The following is a 23,112-nucleotide window of genomic DNA, read 5'->3' on the forward strand; positions in this document are numbered from 1 at the left end:
GCTTTGCTCAGTTGCTGTCGCTGGAGGCGGGGACGGCCTCTTGCGGTTGCGGGGCGACGGTCATACCGGGGGAGACTTTTTGCAGTCCGGCCACGATCACCATCTCACCAGAGGCGACACCCTCGGTCACCACCCAATTCGCGCCTTGATCGCTTTGCACCGTCAGCGTGCGCTGTTCGACGACATGTTCGGGCGTGACGACAAAGACCATCGGGCGACCGCGCCGATCCCGTGTCACCGCCTCTTGCGGCACCAGGATCGCGCCCTTGATCAGACCTTGCGGCATCTCGACCTGAACATACATGCCGGGCAGCAGGAAATGATCCGGGTTCGGGAAGGACAGGCGCAACAGGATCGAGCCGGTTTGTTCATCGACATGGGGCTCTGCGGCGGACAATTCGCCTTTTTGCTCATAGGTGCTGCCATCGGTCAGCCGCAGCTCGACCGTTTGGCCGATGTTGCCGGCAAAGACCGCATCGCTTCCGGCGCGCTGCCAGCGCAGCATGTCTGCCGCCGCCTGGGTGACATCGACATAGACCGGATCGAGCGCGCGGATCACGGTGAGCGGGCTGGCTTGCCCTGAGGTGACAAGCGCCCCTTGGGTGATTTGGCTGAGACCCACCACGCCGGCGATCGGTGCGCGGATCGTGGCGCGGTCCAGATCAATCTCGGCGGACAAAAGATTGGCTTCGGCCAGTTTGATCGCGGCTTCTGCGGAATCGCGGGCGGCGATGGCACTGTCGAGGTTTTGCTGCGCCACGACATTGCGCGATTTCAATTCCTGCTGGCGATCATATTCGATCATCGCCGATTTCAGCGCGGCCTTGGCCTGGGCCAAACCGGCCTCGGCCACTGCCTTTTGCGCCTCATAAGAGGCGGCGTCGATTTCATAAAGCGCATCGCCTTTTTCAACCGGGCGACCCTCTTCAAACAGACGGGCGCGGATGATGCCATCGACCTGGGGACGCACTTCGGCGGCACTTGAGGCGGCAACGCGACCGGGCAGAGGGGCGGTCAAGGTGATGTCTTTGGCCTCCAGCGTGACCACGGTCACAGGCGTTGGCGGGGGTGATTCTTGCGCGAAGGCGGGCATCGCGGCGCAGAGGGCAAGCGCAAAGGCGGTGGACATCCGGCGCAGCGACACAGGCAGGCTTTGGGGGAGGAGGGTGTTGGGCATGGAGGTCTCCGGCAAGGGGATTGGGGCACGCGTAGGAACGGCCCAGTCTCAGGAATGATGCGTTTGCGATGGCTCTGTTTATCACACAGGTGTATGTCGCTCTTGAATTTTCATTAAAGAAACGGGATGGTTTTGTAAAGTTTGTGATCGGCACCCTCTCTGTGCACAAATGCAGGACAGTTGTGGGCGAAATGGTGGCGATCATGGCAAGCAGGAGAAGCGCATATGGTGAAAGAGACAGATATGAATGCGTGTGAGCCTCATCGCCGTCGCGGTCGCCCGGTTCAAATGGACAGTGCTGCACGCGAAGAGGAAATTGTGCGTGCCACCAAAGCGCTGTTGATGAGTTCGTCCTTGGATGAGGTCACGATGGCGGCGATTGCACGCGAAACCGGCATGTCAAAGCGCACGATCTACGCTCATTTTGACAGTCTCGAAGCGCTCCTGCGCCGCAGCATGGCCGAGATTGGCAAGGTGATTTTTCTGCCCTTGAATGAGGTCGAGAAAACCAAACCTTTGAAGGAGCGTTTGTCGCTTTTGCTCACGCTGAACAAGCCGCCGGTCAGTGAAGACCGCAAGCGGGAGTTCCTGCGCACCCTGATTGCCAAGGCGCATGTCTACCCCAATCTGGCGCGTGAAATGTGCCAGAATGGCCGCGGCATCTTGCGCGGGTACATCTGTGCCGAGTTGGAGGAGGCCGTGCGCGAGGGGGTGTTGAAAATTGCTCCCGGTCGGCTGGCGCTGGCAGCGGAGATTTTGATGGATATGGCGTTTTGGGATCCGGTGCCAAGCCTGTTGGACCCGGACTATATCTATCCGGTTGAGGGCGATATGGCCCTGCGCCGCGAGGCGGCGATTGAGATTTTTCTCAACGGCTGCCTGACACATAGGCCATAGGCGCGGCGATAAATTATGCGTCTGTGCCTCATTTTAGGGCGCAGACGAGAATGCGCGCTCTGGTCATGGGGCGCGGACGGTTTTCGCGGGGCTTTCGCAACGGAGCATTTTAGGTCTTAACTGGATCGCATGTGAGAGGACCGAATGAGCCGTTTTCAAACCCTTTTGGCAGGTGAACGTCACAGCTTTGGCTCTTTGGCGGAAGTGATGGCCAAGGCCACGCCCGCGCGTTCTGGCGATGCTTTGGCAGGGGTGATGGCCGAGAGCGATGTCGAACGGGTCGCGGCCCAAATGGTGCTGGCCGATTTGCCGCTCAAGCTGTTTTTGACCGACCTGCTGATCCCCTATGAGATCGACGATGTCACCCGGCTGATTGTCGACAGTCACGATGCGGTGGCCTTTGCGCCGGTGTCTCACATGACCGTCGGGCAATTTCGCGATTGGCTGTTGTCCGACGTGGCCGACGCGCCGACGCTGAGCGGGCTTGCGCCGGGGTTGATGCCGGAAATGGTCGCCGCCGTTTCAAAACTCATGCGCAACCGCGATCTGATTGCTGTGGCGCGCAAAATCCGCGTGGTCACGGCGTTTCGCACCACCTTGGGTCTTGAGGGCCGCATGGGGTCGCGCCTGCAACCCAACCACCCCGCCGATGATCTCAAAGGCATCGTTGCCTCCACGCTCGACGGGCTGTCCTTTGGCGTTGGCGACGCAGTGATCGGGATCAACCCGGCGACGGACAATATTCCCACCGCCATGGCGCTGTTGCAAATGTTGGATGATCTGCGGCAAAGCTACGGCATTCCGACCCAAAGCTGTGTTCTCACCCATGTGACCAACGCCATCGAGATCATCAACCGCGGTGCGCCGGTCGATGTGGTGTTTCAATCGGTGGCTGGAACCCAAGCCGCCAATGAGGGCTTTGGTGTGACCCTCTCGATGCTGAAAGAGGCGCATGAGGCGGCGCTCTCACTAAGGCGCGGCACGGTCGGTCAAAACGTGATGTATTTCGAAACCGGGCAGGGGGCGGCACTCTCCGCCAATGCCCATCATGGCATTGACCAACAAACGCTTGAGACCCGCGCCTATGCGGTCTGCCGCGCCTATAATCCGTTGATTGTGAACACGGTCGTCGGCTTTATTGGGCCGGAGTATTTGTATGACGGTAAAGAGATCATCCGCGCCGGGCTTGAGGATCATTTTTGCGGCAAACTCTTAGGCCTGCCGATGGGCTGTGACGTGTGTTACACCAACCATTCCGAGGCGGATCAAAACGATATGGATGTGTTGATGACGCTTCTGGCAGAGGCGCGGGCACATTTCCTGATCGGTGTGCCGGGGGCGGATGACATCATGCTCAATTACCAAAGCCTGTCGTTCCATGACATTGCCTATCTGCGCAACTCTTTGGGGTTAAAGGCCGCACCGGAGTTTGAGGCCTGGCTCATGGCCATGGGGATCGTCTCCGAGACCGGACATTTGGTTGAGAGTGGTGCCGGTGCGCTGCGGCTTTTGGAGGCGGCACAATGAGTGATCTGGATAAAGCCGATCCATGGGCCAAGCTGCGCGCGGCCACCGTGGCGCGGATCGGGTTGGGCCGCACGGGGGCGGGTCTGCCGACCGGGGCCAACCTGGACTTTCAATACGCCCATGCCCGCGCCCGCGATGCGGTGCATTCGGCGCTGGATGTCGAGGCTTTGGCGCGGGATTTGGCACCGCAAGAGGTGATCCGCGTCGCCTCCGCCGCGCCAGATCGCGGCACCTATCTGCGCCGCCCGGATTTGGGGCGAAGGCTGGCTTCGGGTGAGGCGGAAAAGCTCAACGCCCGCGCACCCTGTGATGTGGCCTTTGTCATCGCCGACGGGCTGTCCTCTGCCGCAGTGCAAACCCATGCGGCGGCGGTGGTGCATGCCTGTGTGCCGAAAGTGTCAGGGCTGAGGATCGGCCCGGTTGTCATCGCTGCGCAGGCCCGTGTGGCGATTGGCGATGAGATTGGCGATCTCTTGGGAGCGCGGCTGGTGGTGGTCTTGGTCGGTGAACGACCGGGGTTGAGTGTCGCCGATAGTTTGGGCGCGTATTTGACCTTTGGTCCGCGCATTGGTCGACGCGACAGCGACCGCAATTGCCTGTCCAACATCCATGGCAAGGGCGGGATGAGCCCGGATGAGGCGGCGCGCAAGATCGCCTGGCTGACCCGCGCGGCGCTCACATTGGGCCTCACGGGCACCGGATTGAAAGAAGACAGCGCGCAGGTTGAAACGGAAAATGCCCCGCGCATAGGCGGGGCATAATTCGTTTTAGATCAATGCAGTAGTGTTTTAACTTAAAGTGCCGACTCAACCGTGGTCAACCCGTTATCCACCGCATCCAAAATCCGGTCGATCTCGGACGGCCCAGAGATCAGCGCCGGTGAGAAACACAGCGTGTTGTTGAAGCCGGGGATCGAGCGCATGGTCGCGCCGATGATCACGCCCTGCTTGTCGCATTCGGCCACAACCGCCTGCACCAGCTTTTCGGCCAGTGGCTCTTTGGTCTCCCGATCCGCCACCAATTCCGCGCCACAGAACAGGCCTTTGCCGCGAATATTGCCAATCAGCGGGTGTTTGTCTTCGAGCATCGCCAAACCCTCCATCAGGCGCGCGCCCATGGCTGTGGTGTTGGCGAGCAAGCCCTCTTCCTCGATGATTGCCATGTTCTCGAGTGCCGCCGCCGGACCCGCCGTACAGCCGCCAAAGGTGGAGATGTCGCGGAAGTGGTTGAGTTGGTCTTCGGGGGCGTCCTTGAACATCGAAAACACCTCATCCGTGGTGATCAACACCGCGATGGCGGCATAGCCCGAGGCCACGCCTTTGGCGGCGGTGATGAAGTCCGGTTTGATGCCGTAGTTCTGATAGCCAAACCATTCTCCGGTCCGGCCCATGCCACACACCACCTCGTCGATGTGCAACAGAATATCGTATTTCTGACAGATCTCCTGAACCTTTTCCCAATAGCCCTCTGGCGGAGTGATCACGCCGCGCCGGCGGTCACGGGTTCAAGACAGAGCGCGCCCACAGTATCGGGGCCTTCGCGCAGGATCACCTCTTCGATCGCCTCGGCGGCGCGGAGACCGTAATTCTCCACATCCCATTGTTTGCGGTACTCAAGGCAATGCGGCACCTGGACGAAATCAGGCACGAAGGGGCCATAATGCGTGGCGCGTTGTTGTTGACCACAGGCCGACAGCGTAGCGATGGTGGTGCCGTGATAATCGCGGTCGCGATAGAGGATTTTGGATTTCTTGCCGCCATAGCGTTGATGCGCAATCTGGCGCACCATTTTGAAAGCCTTTTCATTGGCTTCCGACCCGGAGTTACAGTAATAAACGCGGCTCAGGCCGGGGGTTTTCTCGGTCAGTTTCTCGGCAAAGGTCGCCGCCGGAATAGATCCGGCAGAGCCCGCGAAATAGTTCATTTTGATCAACTGATCGCGTACCGCATTGGCGATCCGTTCGCGCCCGTAGCCGACGTTGACGGTCCACACGCCGCCCGACACCGCGTCCAGAAATTCGCGGCCATTTTGATCCCAGACCAACATGCCCTTGCCCTCGACGATGATCCGCGGATCGCGGCTTTCGAGCAGTTGGTGTTGGAACATATGGTGCCACACATGAGCGCGATCGGCGCTGACGACGGCAGAGAGATCATTGTCATACATTTGGGAACTCCGTGGCAAAATGGGGTGTTCAAGCCGGCCTCTTGAGGCGGTGCATGCGGCCAGCGGAAACGATTTGGCGCTCCAGTTCAAGGAAGAAGCCAATCTGGACCCATTGAATCATTTGGCTGGCTCTGTCCGGGTCTGACCTTTCCGGCGATGGATGGGGGATGAACAGCATCGCATCCCCATTCCCCGACGCCGCCGCCGTCATCGTGGCCTATCGCAACCTCAATCTTGTGGGCGGCGAACGCGTGCCTGTGGCGGCGGGACTGGACGTGTTGAACCCGGCCACGGGCGCAGTTTTGGGACAGGCTGCCGCGTCAAAAGCCGCCGAGACGAACGCCGCCGTTGAGGCCGCCAAAGCCGCCGGGGCAGCATGGGCTGCGATGCCTGCCCGCGAGCGCGGCAAACGGGTCGCAAGCGCCGGACGCGCCTTGGCCGAACACGCCGAGTTGGTGGCGCAAGTTTTGGCGCGCGAGACCGGCAAGGCCATCCGCACCGAATGCCGGGGCGAGGTCGCCGTGTCCGCTGATATCATGGAATTTTACAGCGGGCTGGGGTCGGAACTCAAAGGCGAAACCATCCCGTTCAACCCGCGTATGTTGACGATGACGGTGCGCGAACCTTTGGGCGTTGTGGCGGCGATTGTGCCGTGGAACGTGCCTTTGGTGTTGATGATGCTGAAAATCGCACCGGCTTTGGTGGCGGGCAACACGGTTGTGGTGAAAGCCTCCGAAGAGGCGCCCTTTGCCACCTATTTGGCAGCAGAGATCGTGATGGACCACCTGCCTGCGGGCGTGTTGAATGTGATCAACGGCACGGGGCCGGACTGTGGCGCGGCGCTGACCGCGCATCCAGATGTGGCGAAAATCACCTTTACCGGGTCTGAGGCGGTGGGTGAAACCGTCTATAAAGCCGCCGCCGAACGGATCGTGCCCGCCTCCTTGGAATTGGGCGGCAAAAGCCCGATGATCATCTGTGCCGATGCCGATCTGACCAAAGCCGTGGTGGGGGCCATTTCGGGGATGCGGTTCACCCGTCAGGGCCAAAGCTGTACGGCTTCGTCGCGGATGTATGTCCATGACAGCCTGTATGACGGGTTCCTCGCCGCCTTGACCGCCAAATTGGATAGGCTGGTGATTGGCGATCCCTTGGATGAGGCCACAGATATTGGCACGATCATCAACGCCAAACAGGCCAAGGTGGTGGCGGATTATGTCGCCATGGCCGAGGCCGCGCCGGGGGCAAAGGTCGTCCGCTGTGGCAAGATGCCAGAGGGCGCGGGCCTGTCGCCTGATCTCTTTGCACAGCCGACGCTGCTGCTTGGCTTGCCCGAAGACCACCCCTGCGTGCAAAACGAAATCTTTGGCCCCGTGGCGGTGATCCAACCGTGGTCCGACTATGAGGACGTGATCGCGCGCGCCAATGACAGCCGCTATGGCTTGGCCGCGACGGTGTGGACCCAAAGCCTGTCGATGGCCTTGGACGCGACATCCCGGCTCAACGCGGGCTATGTGCAGGTGAACCAAAATCTGACGATCCAACCCAATGTGTCCTACGGCGGGTTTGGGCGATCGGGATTGGGCAAAGAGGCGTCTTTGGAGGCGATGCTCGCGCATTTTACCCGCTCGAAAACCATCGTGATGAATTTCGATTAACGCAGGCTGTCAATCGCCAGTTCAATTCGCCGATCCCCGGCGCGATCTTGGCCAGATCAATCGCCCCAAACCCCAGTCGCAATTGATTGCGCGGCGGGTTGAGGCGCAGGTAATGTAGCGTGCCGTTTTCCACCAAAACGCCGCGTGCCTCGGCGGCGGTGAATACGTCGCCCGCATCCATGCCTTCGGGCAGGGCCATCCAGATGCCGGACCCGCCGGTGGTCATCGTCGCCTGACAGTCGGGCAATTGCCGGTCTATCTCGCGCAGCATCATGTGCCATTTTTCCGACATGGCGCGGCGGTGGCGGCGGATATGGGCGTCATAATGGCCTTCCGCGAGGAACAGCGCCATCGCGCGTTGCGCCAGCGCCGAGGGGTGGCGATACATCAACCGCCTCAGAGCGCGCAGCTCTTTGATCACCGCGCGGTCGGCGGCGATGAAGCCAAGTCGGATGCCGGGAAACAGCGGCTTGGTGAGCGAGCCGACATGGATCACCCGCCCGCAGGGATCGAGCGCCTTCAAGGTCGGATGTTGAGCGCCCAAAAAGTTCAACTCATGTTCGTAATCGTCTTCAAGGATCAGGAAATCATGGAGTGAGGCCGCTTCGATCAAGGCCAACCGTCGCTCCATCGGCATGGTCACATTGGTTGGCGATTGATGCCCCGGCGTGACGTAGACCATATCGGCGTTCGCCAATTCTGGACCGGGTTTTAACCCCTTGCGATCCACTGGCGTGGGGACGATCTGCGCGCCATGAGCGGCAAAGATATTGCGGGCATCGACGTAGACCGGGTCTTCGATATGGATCTCTTTGCTGGCATCGGCAAACAATTCCGCCACCATCCACAGCGCGTTTTGCGCGCCCACCGTGATCAACATCTCGTCGGGATCGGCGCGAAAGCCGCGCTGCGGTAGCACGCGCCGCGCGATCTGTTCCAACAAAAGCGGATCGTCGCTGTCGACCAAATCATCGGCCCATGTGCCGACATGGCGCGAGGTGCCCGCCCGGCGCAAACAATCGCGCCAGCGCGCCACCGAGGTCTCATCGCGCCCGACCTGACCATAGACAAACGGGTAGGGGAATGTGCGCCAATCGCTGCGTTTGGCGATATTGGGTTGGGTGGTGTAGCGCCGGGCATAGGCGCGGGTGAAATCGGGGGCAACGGCGCGGTCTTGCGAGCGGCGTGGCGGTGAGACGTTGAGTTTTTCGCGCACGAGGTTTTCGTCGATGAAATAGCCGCGCCGGGCTTTGGCGGTGATGAACCCGTCTTGGTTCAGCCGCTCATAGACGATGGAAATGGTGTTGCGTGACACACCGATGGCGGCCGCGAAGGCGCGCGAGGAGGGCAGCGGATCGACGGGGGAGAGTGCGCCGTCGAGGATCGCCTGAATGAGCCGCTCTTGGATCTGATGCTGCAAGGACGCGCTTTGATCAAAGGCGGGGGTAAAATAGCGTTCCAACATAAGGGCGCACCGTTTCTTTCATTGTCTCATTCATCGCGTCTCTTTCACCGCCGCTGTGTTTCGCGAGGGCGATGACACCTCCGCCCGCAAGCTGTGCAGGGGCGACCCGATAGCGCCACTCTATTGAGCATCACGGTAAGGTACAGGGGCGAAACGCGCTCTGGACCCATAATTTAGCACAACTGGCTCTAAATACGCCAGACAGGCCGCCCCTAGGCTTTTCTGATGAGCGGCGATGGGATGATCCTGCGCCGTGGTTCGACCGAATGACCAAAGAAACATGACGCAAAAGCGCGGCGAGCCAGCCAACCAAGTTCACGGGGAGTGACATGAAGACACCCAATTTTACCAAATCCGAAGGCGTCGCACGACGTGGTTTCCTCAAAGGCTCCGCCGCAGTGCTGGGCGGTCTGGCGGCGCCTGCGCTGATCAGCCGATCCGCGCTTGCCTCCTCGGGCGAACTCAACGTGATGATGTGGTCCGATTATTTGCCGGAAAGCTTCGTGACCGCCTTTGAGAGTTCTACGGGCATCAAGCTCAACTTTACCGGCATCGGTTCCAACGATGAGATCATCAACAAACTCAAAGCCACCGGCGGCGAGGGGTTTGACATCGTCTCCCCGACCGTGAACCGCAATCTGTTGTGGGCCGAACTGGGTCTGTTGCAGCCGTTTGACATGTCCAAAATCGCCATCGATAAAGTCAACCCGGCGATGGCTTTGGGCGAGAAACATTGGAATTTCGAAGGCAAAGGTACGTTCTGGGTGCCGCATATCTGGGGCACCGAAGGCGTGGCGTGGCGCACCGATCAATTCACGCCCGCGGGCGAATTTCCGTCCTATTACGACATCTGGGATGATGCGAATGCGGGCAAAACCATGGGTCGGGGGCATTCGATGATGTTGGGGCTTGGTCTGGGCATGGAGCGCCTTGGCCTGATGGAGCCGGGGTCGATGTGGGCCGCCTATACCACGCCTGAGAAGATGACCGAAGTTTGGGATGTTGTTTTGGCCCATGCGCTTGAAAAGAAGGGCAATATCAAGCTGATTTGGAACGATTCCGACACGCAAAAGAACGGTCTTTTGAACGAAGGTGTCATTGTGGGACAGACCTGGGATGGCCCGCCGATTGCGTTGAAAAACGAAGGCGAGCCGGTGATGTACCGTGCGCCGATTGAGGGCGCGATGGCGTGGGTGGATGGCATGGCGATGCGACGGGGGCGACCAATATTGACCAAGCTTATGCCTTTATCGATGCCTGTTATAACCCGGAATGGGCGGGCGAGGCGATCAAAACCCACGGCTACAACTCGCCGGTTTTGGGCGCGGATGCTTTTGGGGGCGAGGTCTACGCCAAAAACTTTGCCGATGCCTATCCGGGCGAGGCTTTGGCGAATTTGAATGCATGGCCAGCAGAGGCACCTTGGTATTCGGAAATGCGCACCGAGTATGCCAATACATTCCTCTCGGCCTGATCTGGGTCACGACCGCTCTGCGCCTTTTGGCGTGGGGCGGTTTTCATTTTGATGACCCACAATAATAAGGCGATACCATGCCAGAGACCTCCCCAGTCAATTCCCCTGACCGCTCCGTTCTCCTCGATCATGTTTCCATCCGATTTGGCAATTTCACCGCCGTCGACAACGCCAATCTCAAAATCAATTCCGGCGAATTCTTTTCCTTTCTCGGCCCTTCCGGCTGTGGCAAAACCACGCTGTTGCGCTGTATTTCTGGGTTTTCCGATCCCACCGAAGGTCGGGTATTAATCGGCGCGAAAGACATGAAGGGCGTGGGGCCGAACAAGCGTCCGACCGCCTTGATCTTTCAACATCTGGCGTTGTTTCCCTTGATGTCGGTCGCTGACAATATCGCGTTTCCGTTGGAAGTACGTGGGGTGAGCAAGAAAGAGCGCCGCAGGAAAGCCGAAGAGCTGCTTGATATGATTGCCCTGCCGGGGATTGGCGACAAAAAGGTCTCGGAACTGTCGGGCGGACAAAAACAGCGCGTGGCGATTGCCCGCGCTTTGGCGGTGCAGCCGGATATTTTGCTCTTGGACGAACCGCTCTCTGCGCTTGATCTCAAGCTGCGCCAACATATGCGCACCGAGCTGCGCGCCATTCAACAACAGGTCGGCGTGACCTTTATCTACATCACCCACGATCAGGGCGAGGCCTTGACGATGTCGGATCGGGTGGCGGTGATGAGCAAGGGCGTGATCGAACAGGTCGGCGCACCGGATCAGATTTACAATCGCCCGCGTTCGTCTTTCGTGGCCTCGTTTGTTGGGGAAAACAATGCGTTGAAGGGTGTTGTTAAGAGTCAATCTGAAGATATGGCCGCGCTTGAAACCCCGATGGGCACCTTTGAGGCCCGCGTCGGTGGCGGGCGCAAATATAAGCCCGGCGATGAGGCGTTGCTGTTTGTGCGCCCCGAACAATTGGTGCCCGGCCAGGCGGAAAACGCGTTTCAGGCCACGCTGTCGCGGCAAGAATTTGAAGGTGCCACCAATCATGTGTTCGCCCGTGCAGGCGACACCGAATTGCGCGTGTCCATGGTCAACGCGGGCCTTGCGGGCAGCGTTGGCTCCAAGGGCGACACGCTCTCGCTGGGCTTTGCGCCGATGAATGCCACGATCCTGCCTGTGGGTCAGATCGCGAGCGAAGCATGAAACATCTGACACAGGCCTACCGCGCGCTGGCCAATCGGCATGGCTTGGGTGCCGCGCTGTTTGTCGCCATTGCCGTGACGCTTTGGGTGGTGGTGTTCATCACCCTGCCGCAACTGTCGATGTTGGATTATTCCTTCCGCTTCAACCTGCCCGCCGATCAGATCGGCACGGATGCGGATCACTACACGCTGGATAATTTTCACAGCTTTTTCTTCAACTCGGACGGGTCGCTCAACACGTTGGATTTGGTCATTTTGGGGCGTACGCTCTTGGCCGCCGCCATCGTCACCCTGATTGACGTACTGATCTGTTACCCCATCGCCTATATCCTTGCCCATGGGGCCAAAGGCGTGGCCGCGCGGTTGATGGTGATCGGCTTGATCCTCCCCTATTGGATCAATGAGATCCTGCGTGCTTTCGCCTTTCGGGTGCTGTTTGGGGCCACGGGCGTGGTCAACACGGTGGGGATGCAGATGGGGCTTTGGGACGTGCCGGTGGATTTCATCCGCGCCGATGTCGCGCTCTATTTTGGCCTGTCCTACGCCTATATCCTGTTGATGATTTTCCCGATGTACAACGCCATCGAGGCACTCGATCACACCCAAGTCGAAGCCGCCCGCGACATGGGCGCGCCGCTCTGGCGGGTGCATTGGCGGGTGGTGTTGCCGATTGCCAAACCGGGGATCGTGTCGGGCGCGACCATGGTGTTTATGCTCACAGCCGGGGCCCTGGCCGCGCCGCAAATTCTGGGCGGGCCGTCAAACCTGTGGTTCACCCAAGTCATCTACCAATGGTTCAATGAAAGCTCCAACTGGCCACGTGGTTCGGCCTACGCCGTGGTGTTGCTATTGACCTGTATCTCTTTTGTTTTGTTGATGATGCGGGTGTTTAAGGTCTCTGTTGGGGAGATCGGAAAATGAGCCGGGCGGTTGTCTTTGGTGGCGCTTACGCCATCGCGTTTTTCTCCTTTTTGTTTGGCCCGCTGATCATCATGGTGATCACCGCCTTCAACTCGTCGAAATTCCCCCGCGTGGTGCCATGGGAATGTTTCACCACGGGCTGGTTTGCCGAACTCTTTGGCAACCAACGGCTGATGGACGGCTTGCTCAATTCCGTGATCATCGGGGTGGGCGTGGTCGCGCTGGCGGTGCCGATCGGGCTTGCGGGCGCTTTGGCCTTGTCCGAATTGCCCTCGAAACTGCGCGCCACGCTTTACACCGTGCTGATCCTGCCGATCCTGATCCCCGGTGTGGTTTTGGGCATCTCGACCATCGTGCTGTGGGGGCAGATTTCGCGCGGGCTGGGCGGGGCGGTACAGGCCGGGATCTACAACGGTTATTTCCTGACCATTGTAGGCCAGATCACCTTTGTCTCCGCCTATGCGATGTTGGTGTTCATCGCCCGGTTGCAACGGTTCGACGCCACCCAGACCGAGGCGGCTTTGGATCTTGGCGCTACGCCGGGTCAGGCGTTTCGCAAAATTTTGCTGCCCTTTATGGCCCCGGCGATTGGCTCGGCGGCCTTCATCACGCTTTTGGCGTCGTTCGAGAATTACAACACCACGGTGTTCACCGTCCTCTCGGAAAGCACATTCACCACGGCGCTTGCCTCAAAGGTGCGGCATGGCACGGACCCGTCACTCTCCGCTTTGGCCGTAATCATCATCACGATCACGCTTGTGGGGGCCTTGACCAACGAGGCAGTGCAGCGGCGCAAAGAGGCGGAACTGGGCGGCAAGGCGTCCCGTTCGCCGCTCTACGCCAATCCGGTGACGCGCGCGCTGACCCATCCGGGCGTGGTGTTCGCGATCCTCGTGGCAATTGTGGCAACGGTGTCCTATATCGGCTCCAAACACGACAGCTCGGTCTGTGAGGCGGCGATTTTACAAGACAAACTCGACCGCCAAGCCGAGTTGCGGGCCGAACAAAAGGCCAAAATCGAGGCGCAAGAGGCGGAGCAGGGCATCACCGTACCGAAACCCGAAGGCGGGTTTGGTGGGGCTTTTGGGGGATTGGGCGGAGCGGCACCCGCGCCTGCAGCGCCGAAACCCGAGGGCGGCTTTGGCGGCGCCTTCGGGGGTATCGCACCGCCCGCGCCAAGCGAGTGAGGTCCGGGGGATCAGGTGAGAAAAGGCTCCCGAAGGGGAATTCGGGGGTCTTTTTAAGATGGTGGTGGTTTGCGGACGAAACGCCATTTCGCTGCGGTTGAGCCAATGGTGCTTTTGTAAGACGAGATTTACCTAACCAACCATTTTGCCATGATCGACCATAGCAACAGGCCCAGAAGGCCGAGTAATGCCGTTTGTGATAGAAATCCAGACCACGCGTTAATCAGAGCGTAGGTTTCCATGAACTCTGGAAAGTCGATGTATCTGCGCGGCTTTGGCACAACAAAGGCGAGCGGGCCTTGGAATGCAGTGCTGCCGATCAGTGCGATATGTAAAACCCAGAAGAGAATGTTGGTCAGGGCTGGGTACCTCATCGCCCCGAACCGCGTTTGCACCCATGTTATCACCCCGAAGACAGCCATTGCGATGCCGATGTTCGCTATAAAATAGCCATGGCTTACAACATAGTAGGTGTCGTGATATGCAGGTCCTGTTTGTTTGATTTGGCTTAGACCGATTTGGATTTGTGCCAAACTCGCGGCACCAAAAATTCCGTAGATGACCGCAGCAGCAAAGAATAATGCAGCGGGCTTCCAGCCTCGGATATGAGCCATAAGCGGAGCAACAATCAAACCAAGCAGAAACGTTAAAGAGTAGATTACGATCATTTCCTCTCGATTTGATATTGCATCTGCCACTCTTCCAATGAAGCCGACATTGATCAATGTCTTAGTATCAGTCAAGCTGGGCTCCAACCCGCCCTTCGCGTCATAACAACACTCCACCAAAAAGGGGACCAATCGGCCCCCTTTGTCATCGCTTCTCACCCGCAGGCTTACTCCGGTATCGTGCGCGCGTAGCCCTCAGAGGGCAGGTCGCGCAACTCTTTGAGCATGTCGATAAACCCCGCCACTTGATGGGCGCAGGTGGCGATGCCTTTCTCGGCTGTGGCCAAATGCGCTTCGCCGACTGTGCCTTTTGGGTTCAGGTCTTTCGACACCCACGCGAGGTTCACCGGACCGATTGGTGAGATCGGCGCGGTTTCTGCCGTTGAGCGGAAATCTTCGGCTTTGGACATGTCCACCAGATGCGGTTTGAAATGCAGCATCAGGGAGGTTTCAAGATCGCCGCCGTGGATGCCGTAGGTGCTTTCCTGCGCTGAATACAGGCCCTCGGGCTTGCCAAAATTGCCCCATTGGCATTTCACCACCATCATCCCGGCCTGCACCCGCAACTCGCGGCCCAAGATCGAGATCAGGTCCAGATTGCCGCCGTGGGAATTGACGATCACCATCTTTTTCAACCCCGCCCGCGCCACCGACAGCCCGATCTCGGTCCAGGCGTCAAGCGCGGTTTTGGCCGTATAGGTCAGCGTGCCTTTGGCGTGGATATGCTCGTTGGATTTGCCGACCGCCTGCACCGGCAGGATCAGGATATTGATGTCCTCGGGGCAGGTGGCGCGCAGATGCGCCAACATGCCTTCGTTGATGTACTGATCGACGCCGACGGGCAGGTGAGGCCCGTGTTGTTCAACGGCGGCGGTGGGCAGGATGACGATGGTTTTTTCCGGGTCCATATCGGCGAATTCCGTGGTGCGGAACTCGGCCCAGTCGTATCTTTTTTCTGCAAGACGGCTCATGTGATGTCCTTTGGGGTATAGGTCGCGTCCAGGCGCGAGCGCAGATAGTCGGCGCCGGTTATGGCGGCATATTTGGCCTCGCCGGTGCCGGGCAGGGCGGTGATCACGCTGTCCGGGTTCGGGTCGAGGAAAAAGGCGATTGAGCGGCGGGCGGTTTTGGGCGGCAAAACCCGATGCGGGGTGGAGACATAGATGTCATTGCTCCACCGCATCAAACAGTCACCGATATTGACCACGAAAGCGCCGGGCACATGCGGCGCGTCGATCCAATCCAGACCGCGCGGTTTGACCTGCAACCCGCCGACGCCATCGGTCATCAGCAGGGTGACAGAGCCATAATCCGTATGCGCGCCCGCGCCGATGCCCGTCCCGTCTGTCGCGGCCGGATAAGAGAGCACGCGCAGGGTCGCCAAGGGGGCGGTGAAATGGGGCGCAAAATAGTCCTGCGGCAGGTTCAGGTCCAGTTCAAACGCCCGGTGCAACGCGCGCGACAGGGCCCAGATCTGATCGTAATAGGCCAGCATGGTGTCGCGAAAGCCGTCGATTTCGGGCCAGATATTGACGCCCCGGAAAGGCTCGCCATTGAGAACACGCGGATCGTTGGCGGCCAGATCAAGCCCGACATTGAACGCCTCTTTGCGGTCCATTTGGCCGGAGGTTTCGTCCAGCGCCTCAGAGCCTTCACAGGCCCAGCCGCGATTGTGCGGGTTGTTGCGAATGTCGACTTTTGATTTTTCGGCCATGGGACGCGCGAAAAACGTGTCACCCTTGGCAAAGACATCCTTGATCAAGTCGTCGGGAATGCCGTGGCCGGTGATCAAAAAGAACCCGGTTTCGCGGCACGCCCGGCCCAGGTCGCGTACAAAGCCGTCGACATCGGAGCCGGAGGCAAAGCGTTGCCAATCGAGAACAGGAATATCCATTCATCCCTCCTTTGGGGTTGGGGCAGCAATGAGCCGGTCGAGCCGCTTTTGCACCCGCGTCAGGTGTTTGGCGCGGCTTTCAGGCGTGGAACTGTCCATCAGGAAATGCGCGGCAAAGGCGGTTTTACAGCGTTTCGCCAAGATGATCCGCAGCCCGCGCGTCAACGTGCGCTTGCCCGGCGCGCCGACCAGAAAGGTCAGCCAACGGGAGGCGCCGCAGGTCGTGAACACGCCCAGTTTGGTGATATGGGTGAGGCCGGGTTTGATGTCCTCGCCCTCGGATTTCGGCATGATAAACGCCACGTCGGGCACCAAAGCCCGGTCCAACCAGCCCTTGAGCATGGCGGGCAAGCCGTACCACCACGTCGGGTAGATAAAGATCAGCGTGTCGCACCATTCAAGGTCGGTACAATCGCGCTCGACCCGCTTGCGGTTCTCCGGCACGGTTTCGTAGGTCTCGTGATCATAGGCCGACATGACCGGATCGAACCCTTCGGCATAAAGATCGCGTAGGCGCACCTCGGCCCCGGCGGCGCTGAGCCGCGTGAGGACCAAATCGCGAATGCCGCGGTTGAACGAGGTCTCGCGCGGGTGGCAGTAGATGACAAGCGCGCGCATTCAAAACGCCTCCATCTCGCGCCGCACCCGTTCGAGATGCGCTTTGAGCTTTGGCTTGGTGTTGCGGTTCATGTCGTAGAGGCCGATGTATTTCTTTTTTGGCATGCCACAGGCATACCACACCGCACGGGTGACGGTTTTACGGGGTGGATCGGCGTTTTGGATCGCGCGCCAACGGGTGCCGCCATAGGTGGTGCAGGCGTAGAGCTTTTTGATGTTGGTCAGGCCGGGGCGGACCTTGCCATCGACCAGTTTGAAACTGATCCCCGGCAAGAACACCCGGTCTAAAAAGCCTTTGAGGATTGCGGGATAGCCGAAATTCCACACCGGAAACACCATGACCAACGCATCGGCAGCTTTGACGCGAGCGACATAGTCTTTGACCGGTTCGATGTTTGCGGGTTCGTCATGATAGCCCCGGCGCTCGATCTCTGTGAGCACCGGGAAAAAGCCTTCGGCATTGAGGTCGCAATCATCGACCTCCCAGCCGGATGCGGTCAGCGTGCCGACGACCACCTCATGCACCGCCGCGTTAAAGCTTTCGGGGCAGGGGTGGGCGTAGAGCACGAGCACACGGCCTTTGGTGGCTGTGCGGGGCTGGGTCATTCGGCGGCCTCAGGTTTTGGGAGGATGCCTTTGTAGGAATACATATCCGAATAGTCGAAATCCGGTTCATCCCAGGTGATCATTTTGCCAGGATTCAAAAGGCCTTTGGGATCAGCTTCGCGTTTGAAATCAAGCTGGCGCTGGTCGGCGGATTGCCGTCCGCCCTCTTCCAAGGTGTAGCGATGCGGGTTGAAAATCATACAGCCCATCGCCTCGTGATCGGCGACCAGTTGATCCAGCTCCGCCTTGCTCATCGGTTGCACGATGGGCAAGCCAGCAAAGGAAATCCCACCGCCTTCGCGCATGACTTCGAGGTGCATGTAAAGCTTGTCCGCAAAGGCCTCTGAGGCGGCCATGACCTTGTCCACATCGCCACCGTAACGGACCTGAAGATAGGTCAGGTCTTTCTCAAATTTCAGCGCCCGCAGGGTGGTGTGGTTCCAGCCATATTCATAGATCGGACCGGGGTGGCGGTCCCAAACCACATCGTCGGAGCGGTAAATCACCTCGCCCTCGTCAAACCGCGCCAACAGGGTCAGGAACCCGTCCATCGACTGTGGCGCGACCATCAACCCGCAGAGGTGATCGTCCTCGGTGACATGGGCTTTGACGCGCTGGAAATATTTATGCGCAATCGGTGCGCCATAGACCGAGGCGAGTTTGATCAGGATGCCCGGCTCCTTGGTCAGCGTCCCGGCGAATTCTGTGGCCGCGCGGAAGGTGTCAAAGCGCACGAACATCTCGACCCAATCATAGGCGGGGGCGAGCGGCATTTCGAGTTCGGTGATGATGCCGTTGGTGCCGTAAGCGTGGCTGACCCGGTGCAATTCTTCGCCGGTGAACTCCAACACGCGCGGCTCGGCCTCCATGGTCACAATGCGCAACCGGTTGATGTTGCCCAGATCGCGCAGCGCACCCCAATTGGCCGATCCAACCCCGCCGGAGCCACCGGCGACAAAGCCGCCAAGCGAGGCTTGGGAATAGGTCGAGGGGAACATGCGCAATTCCTGACCGGATTTTTCTTTCAGTTCGGCGTCGAGCTCTTTGATGATGATGCCGGGTTCGGCGATGACATAACCTTGGCCGATCTCTTTGATCCTATTCATGCCGGTGATGTGCATGACACAGCCGCCCGCCAAGGGCATGGCTTGGCCGTAATTGCCGGTGCCGCCGCCGCGCATGGTGACGGGGACGTCATGGGCATAGCAGACCTTGAGGACCTCGATCACCTCGGCTTCGGATTTTGGATTGACGACGAAATCGGCCTCCAAATGGTCCATTTCCGCCTTAAGAACCGGCGAATACCAAAAGAAATCGCGGGATTTGTTGCGGATGGTGACGGGGCTTTCGTCCATTTCAATATGGGACAGCGCGGCCTTGGCGGCGGCGATATTGGGTTTCATGTCAGACATGGGATTTGCTCACAATTTGATCGAGTTCACTGTAGGACGGCAGGCTGCGGTCGATGGGATCTCCGTCCCGTAAAACCACCCGGTCGGCCTGTGGACGGGCGAAAAGCTCGGTCCAGTTTCGTGCGTTGCACAGGACCAGATCGGCAGGGGCGCCGACGGTCAATGAGGGGGCGTCAAAGCCACAGGCGCGGGCCGGATTGGTCAAAAACGCCTCGGCCCAATCGGTGCGGCCATGATCCAAATGACAAATCCGCGTGGCTTCGCGCATGACCTCGATCATGTCGAGATCGCCATAGGCGTAGAACGGATCGCGGGTGTTGTCCGAGGCAAAGGAGACGTTGACCCCGGCGGCTTTCAACTCATGCGCCATGGTCACACCGCGCCACCGCGGTGTGCGGCCCGGAGTGCGGTCTTGCAGATACATGTTGCACATCGGTAGGGAGACGACGTTGAGCCCGGCCTCGGCCACCAGCGCGATGATTTCGTTCGCGGTTTCCTCCGGCATCACCGAGATTGAGCAACAATGCCCCACGGTGACGGCGTTTTTAAAGCCCAGTTCCAAAACGGTTTCGGCGATGGTGCGCAGCGTGTCCGAGGTGGGATCGTCGGTTTCATCGACGTGAAAATCGACGTCCAAATCATAGAGTATCGCGAAGTGAAAGAAATCCAACAGCCGCTCTTTCAGGTCTGGCACCGGATAGGTGACCGACCCAAGCGTGTGACCGCCCTCCGCGACAATTTTCGCAATCGCGGGGAAATCGCCCTCGTCACGGAAAATCCGGTCAACGGCCACCAGACAGGAGGCCTGAAGCTCAATCTTGCCACGCCATCTGTCCTGCATCTCGGCAATCACGCCAAAGGAGGAGGCGGCGAGATTGTCCAGGCTGTCGATATGGGTGCGGATCGCCTTGGTGCCATGGGCATAGGCGCAGCGCAGGGCGAAATCCATCCGCGCGGCGACATCCTCGGCCGTCCAATTGCCGTGATCTGCACGCACTGTGTTGAGCGCGCCCATGAAAGAGCCGTCCGGGTTTGAGGCCCGTGGCCAAATGTGCCCCTTGTCCAAATGCGTGTGCATATCGACAAAACAGGGAAAGACCATTGCGCCTTTCATATCAAATCTGGGGATCACAGTTTCGGCTGAGGCTCCAGCGTCCGTTGATGTGATCTTGCCATCTGCAATGGTCAGGTTGGTTTGGATAAGATCCCCCTCAAGGCCCATAAGGCAGGCCGGGAGGGTGACGTTTTCAAGTATCTTCGCGCCGCTGGGCAGAACGCAAAAGCTCATTCAGGTTCCTTATGACTCCCGTTTGATCGCACTTTCGTGCCATTTGTGAAGCAGCGCGTGGCTTAAAAGCGAGGCTGCGGTAAAGATCACGACGCCTGTGGCCGCGATCAAAAGAAGCGCCGCGAACATGCGCGGAATGTTGAGGCGATACCCCGCCTCAAGGATGCGAAACGCCAAACCCGATCCGATGCCACCCGTGCCCGCGACATATTCGGCCACCACTGCCCCGATCAAGGACAGACCCCCGGCAATGCGAAGCCCGCCCAAGAAATACGGCAGCGCGGTCGGCAGTTGCAGATAGCGCAGGCGTTGCCACCGGGTCGCGCCGTAGATTTTATAGAGATCGCGCAGGTTATGGTCGGTGGAATTGAGGCCCAGCGTGGTGTTGGACAGGATCGGGAAAAACGCCACGATCCACGCACAAAGCAACAGGCCCGCCAGACGGTTTTCGACATAGATGAAAATCAACGGCGCGATCGAGACCACGGGCGTGACCTGAAGGATCACCGCGAACGGGTAAAACGACATCTCGAAATAGCGCGATTGGGTGAACAGGATCGCCAGCCCCACGCCGCCGATCACCGCCACCGACAGAGCGGCCAAAGTGATTTTCAACGTCACAACAAGGGCAGAGGACAACATGCCCCAATCGGCAATCAGGGTTGTGATCACAAGGCCGGGACCGGGCAAAATGTAATGCGGGATGTCATTCCAGACCACGATCCGATCCCACATGAAAATCGCAAGAGCGATCACCACAACGGGCAGGACCCATTTGGCGATGCGCTCGCGTTTTTGGGCGCGGGCGTGGCGCAGTTCTTCTTCGTCGACCACCAGCGGTGGGTTCATATCGGTCAAACTCATGCGGAAGCCCTCGCGCCATGTTGATTCATTGCGCCGTGCAATGCGTCCGAGGCCTTGCGGCACAGGTCGGCATAGGCGGCGGAGGTGCGGAAGTCTTCGGTGCGCGGGTAGGGCGCATCGACCGTGACCTCCGAGGACACCCGCCCCGGACGCGCCGCCATGACAACGATGCGATCCGAAAGAAACACCGATTCAAACACCGAATGGGTGACGAAAATCACCGTGCATTTCAATTTGTCTCTGAGGTCCAACAGATCGTTGTTCAATTTGTGCCGGGTGATTTCATCCAAGGCGGCGAAAGGTTCATCCATCAGGATCAGCCGCGGCTCTGTGACCAAAGCACGGGCGATGGAAACGCGCATTTTCATCCCCCCCGAGAGTTCGCGCGGATAAGAGCGTTGGAATTTCTCAAGGCCAACCATGTTGAGCGCCCACATGATCTCGTCCTGCACATCCGAAAGCGATTTGCCGCGCAGGCGAAATGGCAGCCAGACGTTTTGCTCGACCGTGGCCCAGGGCATCAAAGTGGGCTCTTGGAACACCACGCCCAGATCGCCAGAGTTTTGACCGCCCTCCCACGAAATCTGACCCGAGGTGGGCCGCATCAGCCCGGAAATCAGCCGCAAAGCGGTGGATTTGCCACAGCCAGAGGGCCCCAAAAGCGAAATGAAATCGCCCTGATTGACGGTCAGGTTCATGTCTTTGAGGGCCACGACATTGCCGTTGAACACCTTATCGACATTCACCATATCCAAGAGCTTTTCGCGCTGGCCCATGGGCGGAATTATGTTGGGGGAGGTCATGTTTACCTGCTGGTTTTAGAGATCACGGGGGCGGGACAAACGGATCGCGCCCCCGTGTGAGATGTCAGGGAGGGTCTCAGGCCAAAGGTCTTATTTGAGATCCATCCCGACCTTTTTGTTGGTGAAGGCCAAGGTGTACGCGGCAGAATAATCCAGCCCCGCCTCGATCACGCCCGCATCGACCATTTTGTCGTAGAAATCTTTGATCTTTTCATCGGTCATCGCCCCGATGCCCAGCTCAAGCGCGTCGCCACTGTCGACGATGCCTTCTGATTTCATTTTCTCGATGGCAAAGTCGATCTTGTCCTGGGTCATGTCCGGGTTGGCGGCCATGATCATCGCATCGGCGGCCGAGTGATCGCCATAGATGTAATTGTACCAGCCCTTGGCCGAGCCATCGACGAAACAGGCCACAGATTCGGGGCTTTCCTCAATGGTGTTCTGCATGGTTTCGATGGTGGTGGCATAGGTCGAATAGCCCGCATCCGCGATCAGGAACACGTCAGGGGTAAAACCACCCTCTTTTTCAATCACATAGGGTTCGGAGGACAGGTAGCCCTGCATCGCCTTGCCTTCATCGGCCAGGAACGGGGCGGGGTTGAACGTGTAGGGTTCGCGCTGTTCAGCGGTAAAGCCATAGGCGGCCATCATCCATTGGTAATAGGAGGCAAAGCCGTTGTCGCCGATCAACAGCGTCAGCTTTGTCAGGTCGGCGAATGTGTCCGCCTGGCCGGGGTGGGCGATGATCACCTGCGGGTGTTTTTGAAACGTGGCGGCCACGGCCACAACCGGGATGCCCTCTTTGGCGGCATTGAAAGCCTGCAAAAGATCGCCACCCATGTGAAACTGAATTTTATTGGCCAGCAACAAGGCGCGGTTGTTCACCTGTGGGCCGCCAGATTGGATGGTCACATCCAGACCGCATTCGGCATAGGTGCCATCTGCGACCGCTTGGTAATAGCCACCGTGCTCGGCCTGAGCCAGCCAGTTGGTGCCAAAGGTGACCGGGGTCAGATCGGCGGCCATCGCCCCCGTGAGGGCGGCGGTGGACGTGGTCGCGGCAAGGGTCAGCCCCGCGAGGACGCGTTTGAGTGTCATGTCAATTCTCCGTGGGTGAAATTCCGAAGACCATCCTAGCGAGCGGTTCCGGGGGGAAGGGTAGGGCGGGGCGGCGCTTTGATTGAGCAAACATGAATTGCTCAATTCTGCGGCGATTTTCTGGCCGGATGGTCAAATATCATGCGGCAGACGGGGATTTCGGATGCGCCATTGTACACAATTCGGGTCTTTGTCGG

20 protein-coding genes and 1 pseudogene are annotated in these 23,112 nt (G+C 59.1%); 8 read left to right on the top strand and 13 right to left on the bottom strand.

Going from position 1 to position 23,112, the window contains the following annotated elements; genetic code table 11:
* Window positions 1-7: 7 nt before the first annotated feature.
* Complete coding sequence (locus tag C8029_RS20380) at window positions 8-1,177, bottom strand: efflux RND transporter periplasmic adaptor subunit (RefSeq protein WP_009570694.1); 1,170 nt, start codon at window positions 1,175-1,177, stop codon at window positions 8-10.
* Window positions 1,178-1,402: 225 nt separating this feature from the next.
* On the opposite strand from C8029_RS20380, the gene C8029_RS20385 reads away from it, so the two are divergent.
* The 3 genes from C8029_RS20385 to eutC all read left to right on the top strand — a co-directional run bounded on the left by C8029_RS20385 (window position 1,403) and on the right by eutC (window position 4,362).
* Entirely contained in the window at window positions 1,403-2,074 is a 672-nt protein-coding gene (locus C8029_RS20385) for a TetR/AcrR family transcriptional regulator (RefSeq protein ID WP_009570693.1), read from the top strand.
* A 144-nt stretch (window positions 2,075-2,218) separates the two neighbouring features.
* Window positions 2,219-3,601 carry an ethanolamine ammonia-lyase subunit EutB gene (locus tag C8029_RS20390; protein ID WP_152003610.1) on the top strand — a complete coding sequence of 461 codons (1,383 nt, stop codon included), beginning with the start codon at window positions 2,219-2,221 and terminating at the stop codon, window positions 3,599-3,601.
* A complete protein-coding gene (eutC, locus tag C8029_RS20395; RefSeq protein ID WP_152003611.1) occupies window positions 3,598-4,362 on the top strand; it encodes an ethanolamine ammonia-lyase subunit EutC in 765 nt (254 codons plus the stop codon). The genes C8029_RS20390 and eutC overlap by 4 nt, the downstream gene beginning before the upstream one ends.
* 32 nt (window positions 4,363-4,394) lie before the next feature.
* Here the strand turns inward: eutC and C8029_RS20400 are convergent.
* Window positions 4,395-5,767, bottom strand: a pseudogene (locus C8029_RS20400) (aminotransferase family protein).
* A gap of 167 nt (window positions 5,768-5,934) precedes the next feature.
* Between C8029_RS20400 and C8029_RS20405 the strand changes: the two are divergent.
* Window positions 5,935-7,425 carry an aldehyde dehydrogenase family protein gene (locus C8029_RS20405; RefSeq protein WP_009570689.1) on the top strand — a complete coding sequence of 497 codons (1,491 nt, stop codon included), beginning with the start codon at window positions 5,935-5,937 and terminating at the stop codon, window positions 7,423-7,425.
* Here C8029_RS20405 and C8029_RS20410 read toward each other — a convergent pair.
* Window positions 7,388-8,890, bottom strand: a complete 1,503-nt coding sequence (locus tag C8029_RS20410; RefSeq protein WP_152003612.1) for an aminotransferase-like domain-containing protein — start codon at window positions 8,888-8,890, stop codon at window positions 7,388-7,390. The two genes, C8029_RS20405 and C8029_RS20410, sit on opposite strands and share 38 nt — an antisense overlap.
* A gap of 329 nt (window positions 8,891-9,219) precedes the next feature.
* Here C8029_RS20410 and C8029_RS20415 point away from each other — a divergent pair, with 329 nt between their 5' ends.
* The 4 genes from C8029_RS20415 to C8029_RS20430 all read left to right on the top strand — a co-directional run bounded on the left by C8029_RS20415 (window position 9,220) and on the right by C8029_RS20430 (window position 13,664).
* A complete protein-coding gene (locus C8029_RS20415) occupies window positions 9,220-10,290 on the top strand; it encodes an extracellular solute-binding protein (protein ID WP_226946413.1) in 1,071 nt (356 codons plus the stop codon).
* A gap of 151 nt (window positions 10,291-10,441) precedes the next feature.
* Entirely contained in the window at window positions 10,442-11,557 is a 1,116-nt protein-coding gene (locus C8029_RS20420; protein WP_152003613.1) for an ABC transporter ATP-binding protein, read from the top strand.
* A complete protein-coding gene (locus C8029_RS20425; protein WP_152003614.1) occupies window positions 11,554-12,477 on the top strand; it encodes an ABC transporter permease in 924 nt (307 codons plus the stop codon). The genes C8029_RS20420 and C8029_RS20425 overlap by 4 nt, the downstream gene beginning before the upstream one ends.
* Entirely contained in the window at window positions 12,474-13,664 is a 1,191-nt protein-coding gene (locus C8029_RS20430; protein ID WP_152003615.1) for an ABC transporter permease, read from the top strand. The genes C8029_RS20425 and C8029_RS20430 overlap by 4 nt, the downstream gene beginning before the upstream one ends.
* Before the next feature lie 128 nt (window positions 13,665-13,792).
* On the opposite strand, the gene C8029_RS20435 is transcribed toward C8029_RS20430, so the two are convergent.
* The 10 genes from C8029_RS20435 to C8029_RS20480 form a co-directional block, all read right to left on the bottom strand.
* A complete protein-coding gene (locus C8029_RS20435) occupies window positions 13,793-14,407 on the bottom strand; it encodes a heme-copper oxidase family protein (protein WP_152003616.1) in 615 nt (204 codons plus the stop codon).
* Between the two features lie 92 nt (window positions 14,408-14,499).
* Window positions 14,500-15,303: a creatininase family protein gene (locus tag C8029_RS20440; RefSeq protein ID WP_152003617.1), complete on the bottom strand. Its 804-nt coding sequence runs from the start codon at window positions 15,301-15,303 to the stop codon at window positions 14,500-14,502.
* A complete protein-coding gene (locus C8029_RS20445; protein WP_009570681.1) occupies window positions 15,300-16,226 on the bottom strand; it encodes an isopenicillin N synthase family dioxygenase in 927 nt (308 codons plus the stop codon). Before C8029_RS20445 ends, C8029_RS20440 begins: the two co-directional genes overlap by 4 nt.
* Entirely contained in the window at window positions 16,227-16,844 is a 618-nt protein-coding gene (locus C8029_RS20450) for an NAD(P)H-dependent oxidoreductase (RefSeq protein ID WP_152003618.1), read from the bottom strand.
* Window positions 16,845-17,450, bottom strand: coding sequence for an NAD(P)H-dependent oxidoreductase (locus C8029_RS20455; RefSeq protein WP_009570679.1), 606 nt, complete (start codon window positions 17,448-17,450; stop codon window positions 16,845-16,847).
* Window positions 17,447-18,862, bottom strand: a complete 1,416-nt coding sequence (locus tag C8029_RS20460; protein ID WP_009570678.1) for an FAD-binding oxidoreductase — start codon at window positions 18,860-18,862, stop codon at window positions 17,447-17,449. Before C8029_RS20460 ends, C8029_RS20455 begins: the two co-directional genes overlap by 4 nt.
* Entirely contained in the window at window positions 18,855-20,150 is a 1,296-nt protein-coding gene (locus C8029_RS20465) for a cytosine deaminase (RefSeq protein WP_009570677.1), read from the bottom strand. The genes C8029_RS20460 and C8029_RS20465 overlap by 8 nt, the downstream gene beginning before the upstream one ends.
* A 9-nt stretch (window positions 20,151-20,159) precedes the next feature.
* Window positions 20,160-21,014, bottom strand: a complete 855-nt coding sequence (locus C8029_RS20470; RefSeq protein ID WP_009570676.1) for an ABC transporter permease — start codon at window positions 21,012-21,014, stop codon at window positions 20,160-20,162.
* Window positions 21,011-21,817, bottom strand: a complete 807-nt coding sequence (locus tag C8029_RS20475) for an ABC transporter ATP-binding protein (protein WP_040401862.1) — start codon at window positions 21,815-21,817, stop codon at window positions 21,011-21,013. The genes C8029_RS20470 and C8029_RS20475 overlap by 4 nt, the downstream gene beginning before the upstream one ends.
* A gap of 90 nt (window positions 21,818-21,907) precedes the next feature.
* Entirely contained in the window at window positions 21,908-22,915 is a 1,008-nt protein-coding gene (locus C8029_RS20480) for an ABC transporter substrate-binding protein (RefSeq protein WP_009570674.1), read from the bottom strand.
* Window positions 22,916-23,112 lie beyond the last annotated feature (197 nt).

The organism is Roseobacter sp. TSBP12 (assembly GCF_009129705.1).
Lineage (GTDB): Bacteria > Pseudomonadota > Alphaproteobacteria > Rhodobacterales > Rhodobacteraceae > Celeribacter > Celeribacter baekdonensis_A.